16 protein-coding genes, 1 tRNA gene and 1 pseudogene are annotated in these 18,642 nt (G+C 46.1%); 14 read left to right on the forward strand and 4 right to left on the reverse strand.

The genetic code is table 11. The features are described from left to right. Positions 1–125: 125 nt before the first annotated feature. Positions 126–1,142 carry a dihydroorotate dehydrogenase-like protein gene (locus tag RIC07_RS29420; RefSeq protein ID WP_446397610.1) on the reverse strand — a complete coding sequence of 339 codons (1,017 nt, stop codon included), beginning with the start codon at positions 1,140–1,142 and terminating at the stop codon, positions 126–128. 81 nt (positions 1,143–1,223) lie between these two features. Beyond that, on the reverse strand, positions 1,224–4,838 hold the full coding sequence (gene nifJ, locus RIC07_RS29425; RefSeq protein ID WP_446397611.1) for a pyruvate:ferredoxin (flavodoxin) oxidoreductase: 3,615 nt from the start codon (positions 4,836–4,838) through the stop codon (positions 1,224–1,226). 773 nt (positions 4,839–5,611) lie between these two features. Between nifJ and RIC07_RS29430 the strand changes: the two genes are divergently transcribed. The 6 genes from RIC07_RS29430 (at position 5,612) to RIC07_RS29455 (ending at position 8,653) form a co-directional block, all read left to right on the forward strand. Then, positions 5,612–6,454 carry an ATP-binding protein gene (locus tag RIC07_RS29430; RefSeq protein WP_446397612.1) on the forward strand — a complete coding sequence of 281 codons (843 nt, stop codon included), beginning with the start codon at positions 5,612–5,614 and terminating at the stop codon, positions 6,452–6,454. 12 nt (positions 6,455–6,466) lie between these two features. Beyond that, the gene (locus RIC07_RS29435) at positions 6,467–6,820 is read left to right on the forward strand and encodes an STAS-like domain-containing protein (protein WP_446387217.1); all 354 of its coding nucleotides are present in this window, start codon (positions 6,467–6,469) and stop codon (positions 6,818–6,820) included. Then, positions 6,820–7,425: a hypothetical protein gene (locus RIC07_RS29440; protein WP_446397613.1), complete on the forward strand. Its 606-nt coding sequence runs from the start codon at positions 6,820–6,822 to the stop codon at positions 7,423–7,425. The genes RIC07_RS29435 and RIC07_RS29440 overlap by 1 nt, the downstream gene beginning before the upstream one ends. 314 nt (positions 7,426–7,739) lie before the next feature. Further along, positions 7,740–7,997, forward strand: a complete 258-nt coding sequence (locus RIC07_RS29445; protein ID WP_446397614.1) for a hypothetical protein — start codon at positions 7,740–7,742, stop codon at positions 7,995–7,997. 37 nt (positions 7,998–8,034) lie between these two features. Further along, on the forward strand, positions 8,035–8,178 hold the full coding sequence (locus RIC07_RS29450) for a hypothetical protein (protein WP_446397615.1): 144 nt from the start codon (positions 8,035–8,037) through the stop codon (positions 8,176–8,178). 190 nt (positions 8,179–8,368) lie between these two features. Then, positions 8,369–8,653, forward strand: coding sequence for a YggT family protein (locus tag RIC07_RS29455; RefSeq protein ID WP_446335557.1), 285 nt, complete (start codon positions 8,369–8,371; stop codon positions 8,651–8,653). 14 nt (positions 8,654–8,667) lie between these two features. Here the strand turns inward: RIC07_RS29455 and accC are convergent, their stop codons facing one another. Then, entirely contained in the window at positions 8,668–10,023 is a 1,356-nt protein-coding gene (gene accC, locus RIC07_RS29460) for an acetyl-CoA carboxylase biotin carboxylase subunit (protein WP_446374317.1), read from the reverse strand. A 159-nt stretch (positions 10,024–10,182) separates the two neighbouring features. Between accC and RIC07_RS29465 the strand changes: the two genes are divergently transcribed. The 8 genes and pseudogenes from RIC07_RS29465 (at position 10,183) to RIC07_RS29500 (ending at position 18,292) form a co-directional block, all read left to right on the forward strand. Further along, positions 10,183–10,264: transfer RNA gene (locus RIC07_RS29465), tRNA-Leu, on the forward strand. 494 nt (positions 10,265–10,758) lie between these two features. Further along, positions 10,759–11,109: a hypothetical protein gene (locus tag RIC07_RS29470; protein WP_446374319.1), complete on the forward strand. Its 351-nt coding sequence runs from the start codon at positions 10,759–10,761 to the stop codon at positions 11,107–11,109. A 191-nt stretch (positions 11,110–11,300) separates the two neighbouring features. Then, entirely contained in the window at positions 11,301–12,095 is a 795-nt protein-coding gene (locus tag RIC07_RS29475) for an alpha/beta fold hydrolase (protein WP_446397616.1), read from the forward strand. A 122-nt stretch (positions 12,096–12,217) separates the two neighbouring features. Next, positions 12,218–14,677, forward strand: coding sequence for an adenylate/guanylate cyclase domain-containing protein (locus tag RIC07_RS29480; RefSeq protein ID WP_446397617.1), 2,460 nt, complete (start codon positions 12,218–12,220; stop codon positions 14,675–14,677). Positions 14,678–14,998: 321 nt separating this feature from the next. Next, the gene (locus RIC07_RS29485) at positions 14,999–15,292 is read left to right on the forward strand and encodes a hypothetical protein (protein ID WP_446341276.1); all 294 of its coding nucleotides are present in this window, start codon (positions 14,999–15,001) and stop codon (positions 15,290–15,292) included. Between the two features lie 290 nt (positions 15,293–15,582). Further along, positions 15,583–16,767, forward strand: a complete 1,185-nt coding sequence (locus RIC07_RS29490; protein WP_446397618.1) for a GNAT family N-acetyltransferase — start codon at positions 15,583–15,585, stop codon at positions 16,765–16,767. Between the two features lie 317 nt (positions 16,768–17,084). Beyond that, positions 17,085–17,621 (forward strand): annotated as a pseudogene (locus RIC07_RS29495) (DMT family transporter); the annotation flags it as partial. A gap of 479 nt (positions 17,622–18,100) precedes the next feature. Then, positions 18,101–18,292, forward strand: a complete 192-nt coding sequence (locus RIC07_RS29500) for a hypothetical protein (protein WP_446361167.1) — start codon at positions 18,101–18,103, stop codon at positions 18,290–18,292. A 69-nt stretch (positions 18,293–18,361) separates the two neighbouring features. Here RIC07_RS29500 and RIC07_RS29505 read toward each other — a convergent pair. Beyond that, positions 18,362–18,642: hypothetical protein (locus RIC07_RS29505; RefSeq protein WP_446397619.1), on the reverse strand; the 281-nt coding region annotated here is incomplete at its 5' end.

The following is an 18,642-nucleotide window of genomic DNA, read 5'->3' on the forward strand; positions in this document are numbered from 1 at the left end:
TTTCGCGGCTTTTACCATTGAGTCGGGCGCACGTCTATGCGCCCCTACGGTTTCCTGGATGATTTGTCCTGATCAGATCCCCGACTTATTCCAGAAATCGGGGATCTAATTAATTGGCGTTTATCCTACGGCGCAAACCCCACCAATTGAGGCTTGTATGTCTGAATCGCCTTCATGTACTGCGCCCGTTCAAAGCCACTTTCATCAGGACAGTTAATCTGACTCATGCTACCCTGCATCTGCTTGATGGACTCATATTCATGTTCCTCCATCCAATGGCGCACCTCTTGCTCAATCTCTTGCAGATTACCAATCCCATGACGCAGCAGTACACTGACGATTTCCGTCACTTTTGCCCCTGCCATCATCATTTTGATCACATCCTGCCCTTTATGTACCCCACTGGTAGCAGCAAAATCCACCGACAAACGACCATACAAAATCGCAATCCAGCGCATGGGTAAGCGCATCGCTTGCGGTGTACTCAGCAAGATATTGGGTGAAACTTCCAACTCCTCAATATCAATATCCGGCTGGTAAAATCGGTTGAAAAAGACCAAACCATCCGCACCCGCCTCAGTTAACCGCTTCGCCATATTTGCCATATTGCTAAAGAAGGGACTGAGTTTAATCGCAACTGGAATACTCACCTCAGATTTCACCGCTTGCAGAATATCAAGATAATTCTGCTCAATTTCCGCCCCCGTCTGATCCATATCCGTGGGGATGCTGTAGATATTCAACTCCAGCGCATTCGCCCCCGCCTGCTCAATTTCCTTGGCGTAGTGCGTCCAGCCGCCCACGGTAGCACCATTAAGACTAGCGATGATCGGCATATTTACCGTCTCTTTTGCCTTGCGGATATGCTCTAAATATTGCTCTGAACCCACATGAAAGACTTCCGCTTCCGGGAAATAGGTCAGGGCTTCGGCAAAACTTTCGGTACCATACTCTAAGTGATGGTGTAACTCCAACTTTTCTTGGCGCAGTTGTTCTTCAAATAAGGAATGCAGCACCACAGCCGCCGCGCCTGCATCCTCCATGCGCTTGATATTGTCAACATCTTCGGTCAAGGGTGCCGCCGCACCAACGACGAGTGGCGATCGCAATTCTAACCCTAAATATGTTGTTGTCAGATCCATCCGTTTAAACCTCTCAATTCTTTATGGGTAATCCTGTGGCGGGGTGTAGAGACGTAGCATGCTACGTCTCTACACTATTAATTAGGTATTCGTCGGTTCCTTAACCTCCCCACCTGTTTGGGTTGTCTGACCATTTCCATCACCGTTGTGGGTGTCCAACTGACGGGCTGCCAGATATTGGTACATCTGCCACCGAGTCTGCACATCCTGTTGCGCTTCTCCTAGAAGACGTTTAGCATCTTCTGGCTTACTCTTGGTCAGCATCTTGAAGCGGTTTTCTTGATACATGGATTGTTCCACTGGGAATTTCGGACTCCGCATATCCAGTTGCAGCGGATTCTTCGCTTCTTTGACTAAATCTGGATTGAAGCGATACAGCAACCAGCGCCCGGACTCAACCAACGCCTTGTGATGAGACATGGATGTGGTCATATTAATCCCATGGGCAATACAGTGGGAATACGCCAGGATTATAGATGGACCATCATACGCCTCCGCTTCTAAGAACGCCTTCAGCGTATGTTCATCCCGCGCCCCCATTGCCACACTGGCAACGTAGACATTCCCGTAGGTCATGGCAATTAACCCTAGGTCTTTCTTGGGTGCCGGTTTACCTGCTGCGGCGAACTTCGCCACTGCGCCCCGTGGGGTAGCTTTGGACGCTTGACCACCTGTATTGGAATACACCTCAGTATCCAACACCAGAATATTCACATTGCGACCACTGGCAATCACATGGTCTAAACCACCGTAACCAATATCATACGCCCAGCCGTCACCACCGATAATCCAGACACTCTTCTTAACCAGGTAATCGGCTAAACTCAACAACTGCTTGGCTTCAGGAGAGTTCATCCCTTGCAGCTTCTGCTTGAGTTGCGCCACTCGTTCCCGTTGTTCCCAGATATCGGCTTCGGATTTCTGGTCAGCGTTAAGAATGCCACCGACTAAGTTATCGCCAATCTCACCCGCTAAAGTTTGCACTAACTCAGCGGCAAATTGGGTGTGTTTATCAACGGAAACGCGGAAGCCAATGCCAAATTCAGCGTTATCTTCAAATAAGCTATTCGACCAAGCCGGTCCACGCCCTTCTGCATTCTGTGACCAAGGCGTAGTCGGTAGGTTTCCGCCGTAAATCGAGGAACAGCCTGTGGCATTTGCCACCAACATGCGATCGCCAAATAACTGAGTCACCAGTTTCAGATAGGGGGTTTCCCCACAACCGGCACAAGCACCGGAGAACTCAAACAGGGGTTCCTGCCATTGCTGCTGACGGATGCGGTCTAAATTTAAGGAACGGCGATCGGGATTAGGAATATCTAAGAAGAAGTCCCAATTTTGCTGTTCTTGATCCCGCAACGGTAACTGGGATTCCATGTTAATCGCCTTCAGCTTGGGCTGAGACTTATTCTTCGCCGGACAAACATCGACACATATCCCGCAACCGGTGCAGTCTTCTACCGCCACCTGAATCGTAAATTTCTGTCCCTCATACTCTTTATCACGAGTATCGATAGACTTAAAAGAATCTGGGGCATTTTCTAACACCTGCGGGTCATAAGACTTGCCTCGGATCACCGCATGGGGGCAAACCATGACACATTTGCCACACTGGACACAGACATCGGGGTCCCAAACGGGGACTTCTAATGCCACATTGCGTTTTTCCCATTTGGTTGTACCAGTGGGGAATGTCCCATCTACGGGCATGGTACTCACGGGTAGGTCATCGCCACCCCGCGCCATCATCTTACCTAACACATCCCGAACAAAGGCTGGGGCGGTGTCGGGAACCGGGGGACGCATATCTACAGTACTGTCCAAGGTGTCTGGCACTTGCACTTCATACAGATGTGCCAAAGCATTGTCCACCGCCTCAATATTCATGCGGACAACTTCTGCACCCTTCTTACCGTAAGTCTTTTCGATGTACTGCTTAATTTTGGCGATCGCTTCTTCTTTGGGTAAGATATTCGCCAGTTCAAAGAAGCAGACTTGCATCACGGTGTTAATCCGTCGTCCCATCCCACTGCTAACTGCCACTTGGTTAGCGTCAATGACATAGAACTTCAAGTTCTTGTTGACAATTTCCTCTTGCACTGGACGAGGCAGTAGACCCCAGACTTCATCGGGTCCAAAGGGACTATTTAGTAAGAAGGTGGCACCAGGGGCAGCACTACTGAGGACGTTCAATTTTTCCAGGAACAGCCACTGGTGACAAGCCACAAAGTTGGCTTGGCTAATCTGGTAGGTTGAACGAATCGGTTCTGGCCCAAAGCGCAGGTGAGAAACGGTAACAGCACCGGATTTCTTGGAGTCGTAAACGAAGTAGCCTTGGGCGTAGTTATCAGTTTCTTCGCCAATAATTTTGATCGAATTCTTATTCGCGCCAACAGTACCATCTGACCCTAAGCCATAGAACACACAGCGCACCACGCTTTCCGGTTCCGTGGAGAAGTTGGGATCGAAGGAGAGGCTGGTATTGGTCAAGTCATCGTTGATGCCAATGGTAAAGTGGTTCTTCGGTTGATCTGCCGCCAGGTTATCGAAAATCCCCTTAACCATCGCGGGGCTAAATTTCTTGGAGGATAAGCCATAGCGTCCACCGACAACCTTGGGTTTAGGTGTATCGGCTTCCCAGGCTTCCTGAACGGCTGTCACCACATCCAAATACAGGGGTTCGCCACCGGCACCGGGTTCTTTGGTGCGGTCTAGGGCAGCGATACTCTTGGTGGTAGCAGGCAGCGCTTTAACCAACTGCTTCATATCAAAGGGGCGATACAGCCGCACTTTGATCATCCCCACTTTTTCACCCTGTTTGTTCAGGTAATCCACGGTTTCATGGGCGGTTTCTGTACCAGAACCCATGAGGATAATCACTCGTTCGGCATCAGGGGCACCGTAATATTGGAACAGTTCATACTTGCGCCCAGTGAGTTCGGCAAATTTGTCCATGGTGTTCTGGACAATTCCCGGACAGGCGTTGTAGTAAGGATTAACGGTTTCCCGTGCTTGGAAATAGACATCTGGGTTTTGGGCGGTGCCTCGCAAGACGGGGCGATCCGGGGTTAGACCCCGCGCCCGATGTTCCATCACCCGTTCATCGTTGATCATTTCCCGCAGATCCTCTTCTGCCAGGAGTTCAATTTTCTGAACTTCGTGGGAGGTGCGGAAGCCATCAAAGAAATGGATAAAGGGAATGCGGGATTCTAGGCTGGCGGCATGGGCTATCAATGCCAGGTCATGTGCCTCTTGGACTGATCCCGACGCCAACAGACCAAAGCCTGTAGCACGACACGCCATCACATCTTGGTGATCCCCAAAAATGGACAGGGCTTGGGCGGCTAGCGATCGCGCGGCGACATGGATCACGGCTGAGGTCATTTCCCCAGCGATTTTGTAGAGGTTGGGCAGCATTAACAGCAAGCCTTGAGAGGCGGTGAATGTGCTGGTTAATGACCCTGCCTGCAACGCACCATGAACCGTACCTGCCGCCCCTGCTTCACTCTGCATTTCAATGATTGAGGGAACAGTACCCCAGAGGTTCTTGCGACCTTCTGAAGACCAGGCATCTGCCCATTCTCCCATGGGTGAAGCGGGGGTGATCGGATAAATGGCGATCACTTCATTGAGTGGGTAGGCAACGCGAGCTACCGCTTCGTTTCCGTCTAGAGTTGCAATCGTTCGTTTCGTCATAGTTACAAACCTTTTTGGGTTGCTGGGTAATCTTTTTTGTTTGGGGCGCTAAACTTCAACTTAATTCTTTATCTATTGCAAATCCCCTATCAATTTCGTCTCTTCCACTACAAAACGTCAATTTTCTTGGCAATCGAATTAGCATAAATTTTCCAATTGAGTCCTTCTTTGAACAACGTCAATGTTGTTTTTTCTAGGCGGACATAAATCGACTTTCAACCCCAGGCTATATGGCTGACGGTCGTTTCCGGGATTCCTTAACGGTCTTTTAACCTTCCCGCCTTCTTCCGAATACTCTTCTATTATCTAACAAAAATTTAGTAATTTAGGTAATCTAACTTTTTTTTAATTTATTTAAGACTTTGGCAACTCCCTACCTTAAAATAATCTAAATAATAAGCTGTATTAGTTTTTACAAGCTGGGAGATTTTAACTTAATTAAGTATTAGTACAAAATAATTAAGAAATATTTCATTTCGTAAATATTTCTCAGCGTCTCAGCCATTGAGGGAGATGGGCAAAAAAAAGAGTTCCCTGGATCAACCCGTTCATCTGATTGGTCGCAGTACGGCAGAATTGCTAGACTAGCGCTATACTCGCCGCTATCGGCAACGAGTGCGATCGCTAACTCTGCTGGGTGTCGGTGTGTCCGCCGTCGCTAATTCAGTCATCGCTGGGATTGGGCTAAGTTTAAACTATACTCTATATCTTGACCACACATTCCAGAATTAATTGTGAGACTAGTTCTTCAAGTTCTAACTATCAACGATGAGTTGAAAGACTTTGAGCTGCTGTTTCAACTTTGGCAGCAAGTCAACCAGACAGACTTGGAAGTAGTCTTCGATTTCTCTGGATGCAGCTTTCTACGACAAAATGCTGTAGCTTTTATAGGTGGGTTAGCCCGCTTAATTGAATCCCAGGGGCGTAAGGTTAGCTTCAAGTGGGATACACTTTACAATCCAATCATGATAAATCTTCAACAAAATGGTTTCATGCACATCTTTGGGGAGGGTGTAGAGCCTTGGGAAGGAAACTCCATCCCATATAGAGAAGACCGATATCTAGACAACAGCGGTTTAGTAGACTACCTATCTGAACAATGGTTAGGTCGTGGCTGGGTTCATATCGATCAGTTATTGAAAAACCATATTGTTTCAACCGTCTGGGAAATCTATGCAAATGCCTTCGAGCATGGACAAACAAATATTGAGGTTTTTAGTTGCGGACAGCACTACCCCACTCTGGGAGAACTGAAACTTACCGTAGTCGATTTTGGGGTTGGTATTCCTCGCAACGTTCGCGATTTCTTGAACCAGACTGATTTATCAGCAGATGAGACTCTCAAATGGGCATTTAGGCGAGGGACAACCACCAAACATGGTATAGCAAGGGGCATAGGACTTGACTCTTTAAAACAATTTGTCAGGGTGAATGAGGGAAAACTAGAGATTTTCAGTCATAATGGATATGTCATAATTGATAAAACACAAGAAACGTATCAGAGTAGTCAAAGTTTCTTTGAGGGAACACTGGTCAATATCACACTTAAATCTGATGAGTCTTATTACTCACTAGACTCGCTGAACTCTGAACCCAGTGAGGAGCCGCTGTTCTAAAGGGAGGTCAGAATGATGAAAAAATACAATATCTACGACCTGGTGGGCAAATACTGCATGACTCTTGAAGATGGTCAAAAGGTTTACAAACTCATTCACCCGGAACTGAAAGCAGAGCGTCCTGTCGAGGTAGACTTTGCTGGAGTGAATATTTTTGCGTCTCCTTTTTTTAACTTTGCCATTGGTCAATTGCTAGGAGACATAAAACCAGAAACCCTCAACCGTTTGCTTAAAGTGTCTAACCTCAACCCAGTTGGCAAACAGGTACTCAAAGCGGTGATTGAGAACTCGAAGCGGTATTACTCAGATGAGTATACTCGCAAAGCAGTAGATAAAGTCGTTAGCGAACAAGCAAATAGTCTTTGATGGTGATCAACTACACAGTTCAGGCTGAGGTTTTTGATATTCACTCTGATATCCCAAAACAGGATGACATTTTTCTTGTTGACACTAATGTCTGGTACTGGCTCACCTATACCCAAGCTAGTACCTCAGCACTATCTTATCAGACTAATGTGTATCCCTCCTATTTAATGAAAGCTATTTCTGTTCAAGCTTCACTCCGATACTGTGGTCTTTCCCTAGCAGAGTTAGCACACAATATTGAGACAACCGAACGAAAAATTTTTTCCGCCACAATAAAAGCCAAAGACTATCGCCACAACCATCCATCGCAAAGAGCTAATGTTGTAGCTGAAGTTCAAACCGCTTGGAGTCTGGTTACATCTATTGCTTCATGTATTGATATTACAGTGGATGATGTTAGCATTAACAAATCTCTAGTCAGACTCCAGACTCAACCCCTTGATGGTTACGATCTGCTCATACTTGAAGCAATAGATCAAGCAGGAATCGTGAACGTGATTACTGATGATGGTGACTATGTAACTGTTCCGGGAATCAAAGTTTTTACAGCAAACCGTAACGCGATCGCGGCTGCCGCGAATCAGGGTAAACTTTTGACGAGGTAGAAATGTGCTTTTGCTTTTTATTCAAACATTACAAGTTAGATTTTGCCGATTTGATGGGCGCAAGCCTTGCGCCCCTACAGTTTCCTCACGCACGGGTGAGGAGTTGCAAATTATTAGGTATTTTTACTCAATATATTTGTCTATAAAAAGTAGTAATTTCCGGAGCGGATAGATAATTCAAAAGGATGATTTCTGACCTAAAAATAAGTCATAGTGCTAAAATGTTAACACAAGGTTAAGTTCTGACGAGCGGGTAAGCAAAAGTTCGTCATGCTATTCCTTATTTATTTGGCAAATAATCTACGTTCAAGTTCGTGAATATTCCAATTTCTCAATCCACCCTTCCTATTACCCATATCCATATTTTTACAGCGTATCGGGGTTACCTGCTCACGGTTTTCTTTACCAAGCTTCATTGTTGGCAGTTCCGGGTAACTACCTTAGCAGGAGACGTATTTGGGATGCAACTCCCCTATGATTCGGCTGATGTCGCTGAACGAGTGGGACGGAATTGGATTGACTTTAGAGCTCAGACTCCGGTGACACAAAGTAGTGGTTTCAACCTAAGCTGAAAATTGGCAGTGCAGATATAGCAATCCTAAATAGGTTGTGAAAAATCAAAAAATAGAAAAAAGCTTTGAAACTCTTTCTCATTGCCCATTGCCCATACCCGAAAATTATCAGCTTTTTGGACAGGACTCAAATAAGATTGCTATAGATAAAGGTTGTATAGCAGAACTAAGGGCTGATTAAAAGATTAAAAATTAGCCCATTTGATATAGATGTGGCTGATTGAGAAGATGCAGACGTTAGTTACCCTGGAGTCCGTTACATCTTAGGATCAACGGATATCCTACCCTATCCCTGATAGTAGTTCATCCTCGTCTTGCGTTAGACTGGCTAACTGATTTCCATACTTTTTTGTGAAATTAGGACTTATCTCATGAATACTCTGACACTGGCAACATGGATTCTCAGCCCTTTACTGGGACTGGCTATCTTACTATTCATCTTCCGGATTATCCTTACCTGGTATCCTCAGATTGATCTCAACCGCTTCCCCTTTAATCTGGTCGCTTTGCCCACCGAACCTTTTTTAGTCCCAACCCGCAAACTGGTGCCGCCCATTGGGGGTGTGGATATTACGCCGATTATTTGGGTTGGGATTGTTAGCTTACTGCGGGAGATTCTTGTAGGTCAGCAAGGATTACTGACCATGATGCACTGACTGCCCCTAACCCTTTAAGATTGGGCGGTTGCCATCATTTGCTCAACAAAATTTGTATATACATCACCACTGAGAAACGCTGGGGTTTCTAAGATTTTTTGGTGGAAACTCAGCGTGGTGGCAACCCCAGTAATCGCACATTCGCGCAGGGCGCGTTTCATGCGGCGAATCGCGGCATCGCGGTTGGGTGCCCATACGATTAACTTGCCGATTAATGAGTCGTAATAGGGGGGGATTTCATAATCGGTATACACATGGGAATCCATCCGCACGCCGGGTCCTCCGGGTGGCAGATACCCACTAATCCGCCCCGGTTGAGGACGGAAATTGCGATCGGGATCTTCGGCATTAATCCGACATTCAATTGCATGTCCCTTAAGCTTTACTTGGTCTTGAGTCAGTTTCAAGGGTTCGCCTTGGGCAATCCGAATTTGTTCGGCAATTAAGTCCAATCCTGAGATCATCTCGGTGACAGGATGCTCAACTTGAATGCGGGTATTCATTTCCATAAAGTAAAAATTACCCATGGCATCCAGAAGAAACTCAACCGTACCCGCCCCGACGTAATTAATCGACTTGGCAGCCATGACAGCAGCAGTTCCCATTTTTTCTCGCAGTTCTGGGGTCAAGGCGGGACTGGGGGCTTCTTCTAAGAGTTTCTGGTGACGCCGTTGAATGGAACAGTCTCGTTCTCCCAGATGAATTACGTTACCGTAACTATCAGCAAGAATTTGAAACTCAATATGGCGGGGACGGACGATAAATTTTTCCAGATAAAGTCCTGGATTGCCAAAGGCTGCGTCGGCTTCTCCTTGGGCGGCTTGAAACAGGCGACTCATGGCACTCTCATCGGGAACCAAGCGCATCCCTCGTCCGCCACCGCCTGCTGTGGCTTTAATCATCACCGGATAACCGATGTCTTTGGCAAGGGTGATGGCTTCTCGTTCACTACTCAACAATCCCTCACTTCCGGGTACGGTGGGTACGCCTGCCCGTTGCATGGTTTCCTTGGCAGTAGATTTATCCCCCATCGCCCGCATCGCTTCGGGTGATGGACCGATAAAAGAGATTTGATGATCGGCGCAAATTTCGGCAAATCGGGCATTTTCTGCCAAAAAACCATAGCCGGGATGAATGGCGGTGGCGTTGCGCGTCAGGGCGGCGGCAATAATATTGGGAATATTCAAGTAACTTTTGCTACTGGGTGCTTCACCGATGCATATAGCTTCATCCGCCAGTTGGACATGGAGGGCTTGTTGATCGATGGTTGAGTGAACGGCAACGGTGGCAATTCCCATTTCTTCACAGGTTCGGAGAATCCGCAGGGCAATTTCCCCACGATTGGCAATTAAGATTTTGGCAAAGTCCATAAAACAGCGCTGCTATATCCGTATTCAGTAGGATAAAGGGGATTGTCCCCTTTGGTGGCATCCTTGAGGAATCATTGGCGACGTTCTAGGCGTGGGATTTCAACAAAATTGTCGGGAAGTCGTAATTTCTCAAAAGAGTTGATATAATAGGTTAGCCATGCGGATGTGGTGGAATTGGTAGACACGCACGCTTGAGGGGCGTGTGGCGTAAGCCTTGCGAGTTCGAGTCTCGCCATCCGCACTCCCTGGTGTATGAGGGCATCGGGAAGTGACTCGCATTGTTTGTCCGTCCCAACTTTGTCCGTCCCAGTAGGGTAGCCGGGGAAAAGATGTGCGATCGCCTGCGTTTGGGTGCAGAGAACATTTAGGATTGAACGTTACCCCAGATTAGGGGATGCTTGTATAAATAAGACGTTTGACAAATCTTTAAGGTTTCTTTACATTGCTAAAGGGTAATGGCGTGGGTGGGAAAAATCCCAAACCCTTTAGGTTTTAGCGCCTGTGAGAAAGGTTGCTGGTAAGCTTTCTAGTCAATTTCGGAAGTCGGGCGCGATCGCACGTTTCTCCGGAAATGGCTATGTTGCGGTTGAAGGTGAATACAAGTAAATCGCAAGTAAGCGATGTAGCTATTTAACAATCCGTAATACAATAGTTGATAATACTCAACAAAATTGTGCGGTTGACAACAATAGGGAGGTGAAGTTTATGTCTACAGTTTCCAAGGAGCCAAACTTCATGCGAATCGATCTAACCGATAATGTTTGGGTTAATACCCTGATTCCCAGTGCTAACCATGCCGCGTTGCGTTGTGGATTTGCGGGATATCCAGTGAATCCTCGTTGGAATGCTGCCAAGTTTAAAGCTTGGAAAACTGGGCGTCAGTGGCGAGAGGCATTAGCACAAGGCGAAATGGCAGTGCGTTCTCACGATTCCATGTTAGTTCCGGTATCTGAGTTAAACGAGGATAGTTTAGAGGAGAAAGAAGCGAAGGCTTCCGACTCGCAACCCGTTGCATCTACCAATCATTCACGGTTTAAGTTTCCGTTGAGACCTAAACAAATATTAGCCGCATTCCACGCTGTCTGAGAAAGACAAATTTTATATGCAGGATTTTCAGGGGAGAGACGCGATTAATCGCGTCTCTCATGGTGTTTGACGATCTCCTCGTCCTTTGTCATGCATTTAAATTGGGTATTTCCTGTTGCCTATTGCCTATTCCCTATTGCCTCTCCCCACCACAAGACATTCAGCAGCCCCTACATTAGAAAACCCCGCTTATGACAACAAGTGTATTAGAACGCAATCATATCAATATTCTCGGTGAAGGTACTCAGACGATCATCTTTGCCCATGGCTTTGGTTCAGACCAAACCGCTTGGCGTCATCAAGTCGCCGCCTTCGCCTCTGACTATCGGATTGTCCTTTTTGATCATGTCGGTGCTGGAAAATCCGATTTTTCTGCCTATAGTCCCCATCGCTACAGTAGTCTCTATAGCTACGCCGAGGACTTACTAGAAATCTGTCATGAGTTAGAACTTACTAACTCCATCTTGGTGGGTCACTCAGTCAGTGGTATGATTAGCTTGCTAGCTGCACTCATCGATCCCTCATGCTTCAGCCAGCTTATTTTTGTTGGTGCATCTCCTCGGTATCTCAACGATGTGGGATATGTGGGTGGGTTTGATCAGTCTGACCTAGATGCACTCTATGGGGCGATGTCAGCGAACTACTATGCTTGGGTAAGTGGTTTTGCCTCCATGGTGATGGGAAACCCTGAACGTCCGGAACTGGCAACAGAATTTGCGAATACTCTGACGGCTATTCGTCCGGATATTGCCCAAGCCGTTGCTCGAGTTATATTCCAGTCGGATCACCGGAAAGAGTTACCGCGCCTGAATGTACCGACTCTGATTCTACAATCGAGTGATGATGTTGCTGTACCTCCAGAAGTGGGTCAGTATATGTCAGATAACATCCCTGAGAGTCAGCTAATCAATATAAAAGCATGGGGTCATTTACCTCACTTGAGTGCGCCAGATACCGTAACCCAAGCGATCGCGGCTTATCTTTAGTTCTGAACTTATCTGAACTTAAAGGACGTTGATCTAAGAGTTTATCGTCGGCGTTCTTTGTGCCAGTTGCACTTTGGCTCTGATGACCAACATCCTACTTTACTTATTGTTAATGCTAATTGTTGTCCTTGGATCATCCCAATCAGCTTCCTACCTTTAGACGATTTTTAATCGGACTATTGCTGATGCTGGTTGGACTAGATATCCTTAATCCCAGCAGGATCTCGACACTGAGTCTAGCATCGATTGTCTGTACTGTAATCGCTTTGTTACCTCTACCTGCTTGGATGCTGAATCCCTTCACAGCAACAGAAACGGGGGAAGATAAGGGAGATTGTAGAGACGTAGCATGCTACGTCTCTACAGTCAGGGCGGGTTTTGCACAAATGTTATCATCAATAGCTTGCCCGAATTTCCTAAACCCGCCCCAAAAGACGCGCCATGATACCTCTGAACCATCAAAACCCTATCATCAAGGCGAACGAATGGTTCCTCCATCCTCAATCCCCAATCTCCGATCGCTGTGTGTAATAGGGTTGATTTTGATCGGTGGCTGGCTGCTTGTTAGTCGGTATGCCTACTTATGCCCTTGGCTCACAGGAGTGAGTTTGGCGATCGCATCGGGTTTGCTGGTGCGTCGTTTTCTGTTAGAGATTGAATGGAAATTAGCAGCGGGTTCTGTACTTGCCGCGATCGCCCAATCAGATACCAATACTCCTGATCAGCTAATTGAGCAGGTTACCCGCTTGTTGTATGAGTATAACCAAGCCGACGCCGCGATCGCACTGCGTCAACTCGATCAGGTAACGGCTCAATCACTCGTCAGTTTCCCGCCTACAGCCCTACCGGATAAACTGACAACACCGAAACTCTTTGCTGAAGCCCTAACCCATAACCGCACCCTATTCTATGAGAATTATCCAGCGACGCCCAAAGCCGCCCCTGTGCTTGTCGCCAAAGGTACCAAGTCTCTAGCGGTACTCCCCCTGCGAAAGGAGCAAACGACACAGGAGCAAGGTGCTATCTTATTACTCTGGTATCGTCAAACTTACCTACCCTCCTATCAGCGTCATTTCCTGGATTTACTACTCGGAGAACTCCACACCCTTCTACGCCTACAAACCACCACGTTTCGCCTCGAACAACTCCAAGCCCGCTACAATGCCATTTTAGAGATCCCCCAGGGAATCGTATTTGTCGATATCAGTGGCGGACAAGGTTGGCTAAATCCAGCCGGGGCAAAGCTTTTGGGATTAAAACAGGGAGAAGCGGAACCGAGTGCGATCGCCCAGGCGATGGCAACCTTACGCAGCAGCGCGGATAATCAGGAGGAGATTGCTAAACAGGCGGCACAGCTTTTTTCCCAACCGGATGCTGAAATTCACGACTGGATCTGGACATTTAGTCAACCCAAATCAGTGGTACTGAGTATCTCAAGTTTGCCGACTTACGGTCAAGATATTCAAGGTCGCCTCTGGTTGTTCAATGATATCACTGAAAAATACTTGGCTCAACAAGCATTAGCTGAACGTACAACCCAACTGGAAACGGCGAATGAACAACTGGAAACTGTTAATGATGCATTACGATTTACGCAGTTTTCAATTGATCGAGCGGCTGATGCAATTTTCTGGATTGGGCAAAATGGAAAGTTATTGTATGTCAATTATGCCGCTTGTCGGTTGCTGGGGTATCCTCTGAATGTTTTGCTGTCGATGAAAATTCATGAGATTGATGCGAATTTTACAGCTCAGAGTTGGTCAGATCATTGGCAGATTCTTAAACAATGTGGTTCCCTCTGCCTTGAATCTCATCATCGCAGCAAAACGGGTAAACGTATCCCCGTAGAAGTGCGAATTAGTTATTTGGAATTTAACGGCAAGGAATACAACTGTGCCTTTGTCCGTGATATTACCGAACGCAAGCAAGCTGAGAAGGCATTGCGTTGGGAACAGGAGAAAGCTGATCGTTTATTATTGAATATTTTACCCAAACCCATTGCCGAGCGATTAAAACAGGAAACCTGTCTCATTGCCGATCGCTTTGCTGATGTGACGATTTTATTTGCCGATCTTGTTGGTTTTACCGATATTTCGGCTCGGATGCCACCCGCGCAATTGGTGTTCTTATTAAATCAGATATTCTCCCGATTTGATCAATTAACGGAAAAACATGGGTTAGAGAAGATTAAAACAATTGGCGATGCTTATATGATCGCCAGTGGTATTCCCACTCCTCGCAAAGATCATGCTGAAGCCATGCTCGAAATGGCATTAGATATGCAAATCGCCATTGCTCGCTTTAATCAGTTTCAGGATGAAAATTTCTGTCTGCGGATTGGGATCAATAGTGGTCCTGTGATTGCTGGGGTAATTGGCACCAAGAAATTTATTTATGATTTGTGGGGAGATGCGGTCAATACCGCTAGCCGCATGGAATCTCATGGCATTCCGGATAAGATTCAGGTGACAGAAACGACATACAAACTCTGTAAGGATAAGTTTTTATTTGAGCAGCGGGGTCAAATTCCGGTTAAAGGTAAGGGAGAAATGACGACTTATATATTTATCAGTCGTAAATAGATTTCCCCCATGCTGCACTAGGTTGATTTGATGGTGTGCGTCTGAAGAACATCTGCCAACGTGGGGATACTGTGTTGCATTTGATTAAGTTTTGTTATATAATTATTAGTCTGACGAAAATATATTATGTTTTGTTAGGAATATAAAAAAACATAAAGTCAAATCCATGTAACTAAAAATGTAATCTTTGTCAATCCGCCAAAGTACACAAAATAATCAGAAAATTTGGCGGAAGCGAAAATATCAGGATCAAATAAAAATAAAAGTGATAGTAAATTAAGAGATGTAAATCCCTTTAGCCAAGACGGAGAGATTAGGCTCATGTTCATGTCAACCTTGCTCTATCTGAATCACTACATCAGAATTGAGATGCCAAATCCAGATGTTGATAACACCATCTATGTGTCTATTTGCCGAGCTTCCGGCACCTATGATCCCGATGAGTGCAAACCTCATGTAACGGATTACCAACTCAGTGCCAAGTCCCCTGATCCAAATGATTGGATTAAGGAAGCCATGGATAGCGCGATCGCAACATTGGATAAACTCGGGGTGAAATACTACAACCCAAAGTTTTTGACGGCGCATCCTGCTTGTAGTCAACAAGTCGCTTAACCCAACGCCGCCGACTGCATCTGGTATCGTTGAACTGGAAAAAATTACCACAAGTTATTCTAGTCCTGTGACAATTGTCACTATTGATAACATTTTTTTGATTAATCTCCTCAGAAGCGCTTTCACGCGGCAGTTTGTGCAAGGGCGGGTTTTGTATGCCATTTAAGAACATCTAAATCCGTCCCTACAGGGTTTTCATCCATAACCGATAAGGAAATTCTCGATAACCGATCAGGAAGTTCTCGATAATGTATTACAATTACATACAAACAGTATTATAAGAGTGCAAAATGGTTATCAGCGCTCAACTTGATTATGGCTGCATCTCCACCCCGGATGAGGCGGAACAACTTGGGGAACTACTGACGCAATGTTTTGGTAGTTCCCTTAACGATGGGCAAGTTTACCTGAATCGTATCGGTCAAGATAATTTCCGTCTCATCCGTCAAGGGGAACAGATTGTTGGCGGTTTAGCCATTTACGCTATGGGACAATGGTATGGCGGTCAGTCCATACCCATGGCAGGAATTGCCGCCGTTGGCATTGCCCCAGAGTATCGGGGTACAGGGGCGGCTTATAAACTGATGCAATGCACACTCCAAGAACTTCATCAGCAAGGCGTACCCATTTCCACCCTCTACGCGGCTACCCAAGTTCTCTATCGCAAAGTCGGCTATGAACAAGCAGGGATTCGCTGTCGTTGGCAGATATCAACCCAGAGGATTCAAAAGCGCGATCGCACTTTACCGATGTTTAGGGTAAAACCCGTAAACTATGAGGTTTTTCAGGACTTATATTCTCAACAGGCAAAAACAACCAACGGTAATTTAAATCGAAATTCAGCGATTTGGCAAAGTCTGGTTGAAGCACCAAATGATCAGTCGGTTTATGCTTATCTTATCGGTGCAGAATCTCAACCGGAAGGCTATGTTATCTGTACCCAATATTCAAACGCTGAGGGCTTATTGCTGAATATTAAAGATTGGGCATTCCTTACCCCAGCCGCCGCACGGCGTTTTTGGACATTCTGCGCGGATCATCGTTCTCAGGTGAGGCAAGTAGGTTGGTACAGCTCTTTGATGGATAGTTTAACATTACTCTTACCGGAGCAAACGGCTCAAATTTGTCAACAAGAACGTTGGATGCTGCGGATTCTTGATGTTCCGAAAGCGTTGGAAAAACGAGGATATCCTTTAGAGATTGAAACTGAATTACATTTACAGGTTCAAGATGAATTATTTGCCACTAATAACGGTAACTTTATCTTGAACGTGTCTCAGGGACGCGGGAAAGTCACGCCCGGAGGGACTGGTGAATTCCGTTTGCATGTAAGGGCGTTGGCTTCTCTGTTTACCAGTTTATTTACACCTGAGCAACTGCAACGGATGGGTTATTTGGATAGTACGGCGGCAGCGTTGTCAAGGGCTAATTCACTATTTTCTGGCTCATTACCTTGGATGCCGGATTTCTTTTAATCGGGATTAGGGATTGGGGTTTGCATTAAGTAGGTTGGTGGAAATAAACTCAACTAGATTAAGTTATGTAAACAAAGCTCAAACCCTTACTGTTCCCTGTTCCCTGTTCCCTGTTCCCTAATCTCCACCGCTAACTTTAATTGTGTCCACCTACTTAGTGTTAAGTTAAGCTACAGTCTATATCTTCAATTTAGGAAAGGGCGGGTTTTGTTCTAAATGTTATCGGTGATATTCAAGTTGAGTGGCTAAACCCGCCCCTACAATTGGCAGACGCGCCATGGCGCGTCTCTACATGACTTGTTACTTTTTTTATATTCATGTCACTCCATCAAACTTCGGGTCGCTGGCGCTTGGGATTAGCGCTATCTTTAATTACTGTATTTATGTGGGGGATTCTCCCTCTAGCGCTAACCATAACTCTTCAGGTGTTGGATGTTTATACAATCACCTGGTTTCGTTTTCTTATGGCTTTTGGATTGCTGGCGCTTTTTTTAGCCACAAGACAACAGTTTCCGTCATTACAGCAACTGCGGTCAGCGTCTCTGGGACTATTAGCGATCGCGACTCTTTTTTTAGGAGGTAATTACCTCCTATTTTTGCAAGGGTTAGGGCAAACGTCTCCTACAAATGCCCAAGTGCTGATTCAGTTAGCCCCCATGTTTTTAGGTTTGGGCGCTTTAGTTGTGTTTAAAGAACACTATACTCTGCGTCAATGGATTGGTGTGGGTATTCTGGTGTTAGGATTTACTCTATTTTTCCATGATCGATTCCAAGTCGTAATTACCTCACGTTCTACCTATCTATTGGGTAATATGATTATTGTCTTAGCTGCTGTAACTTGGGCGATTTACGCTTATTACCTTGAAATACCTTTGGTCTTTCTGTAGGGGCGACCCGTTCACCCTTGGGTTCTCCTGTAGGGGCGACCCGCCTGCATTCATTCACAAGTCCTATCCCTTTAATGGGGTCGGGTCGCCCTCGGCTTAATTAAGTTTCATTACGATAACTTTTGGGCGATAAATCAGGCTAATCAACCGCTTAATCATAAGCCAGGACTGGTTTTCACAGAAAAATTTAACCGGACGCGATCGCACGATTCTGTGTTCAATATCACAATCATCCTGTGACGGAAATCTCTAGATCATCAGAGGCGTCATCGCTTAGGATGCAATAGTTCATCTCAAACCTATCGTGGTTTAAAGGAAGGGGCATTATGAACACCTCTTGGATTCGCACCGCAACCATTACCGTCATCGATGTGGCTTTGCTTTGCACTGCTCCTCTATTAATTCAACTCTTTTCCCACTTGCCATAACTGGATTGCCCAAAAGTCTTGAATACAGATTCAACCCGTACCCGACAGATACAGCAACAGGTTAACCACGCGATCGCGTCTCTCAAGTCTCAAGGAATCCACGATTGGGAGATTCTGGATGCTTGGTCTAAACTACTCCATCAGCAGGGTAACTACGCGGCTGCTGATACATTGGCATCCGCCGCCTACGAATTAGGTCAGCCGCGCTAATGATAACAAGAATCATTGTCACGGAAATTTGGCTTAGGGATTATTGCCTTATAAGGGCGGGTTTTGTTGTTAATTTATCGGTGGGGAGGGCGGGTTTTGCTGTTCCGTTAGTGGTGGGGAGGGCGGGTTTTGTTGTTCCGTTATTGGTGGGGAGGGCGGGTTTTGCTGTTCCGTTATTGGTGGGGAGGGCGGGTTTTGCTGTTCCGTTAGGGGTGAATATCTGAATTTAGTCCCTAAACCCGCCCCTACAATTGTGCCTAAACCCGCCCCTACAATTGTGCCTAAACCCGCCCCTACAATTGTGCCTAAACCCGCCCCTACAATTGTGCCTAAACCCGCCCCTACAATTG

Origin of the sequence: Coleofasciculus sp. E1-EBD-02, assembly GCF_040218245.1 — a bacterium.
Taxonomy (GTDB): Bacteria; Cyanobacteriota; Cyanobacteriia; order Cyanobacteriales; family Coleofasciculaceae; genus Coleofasciculus.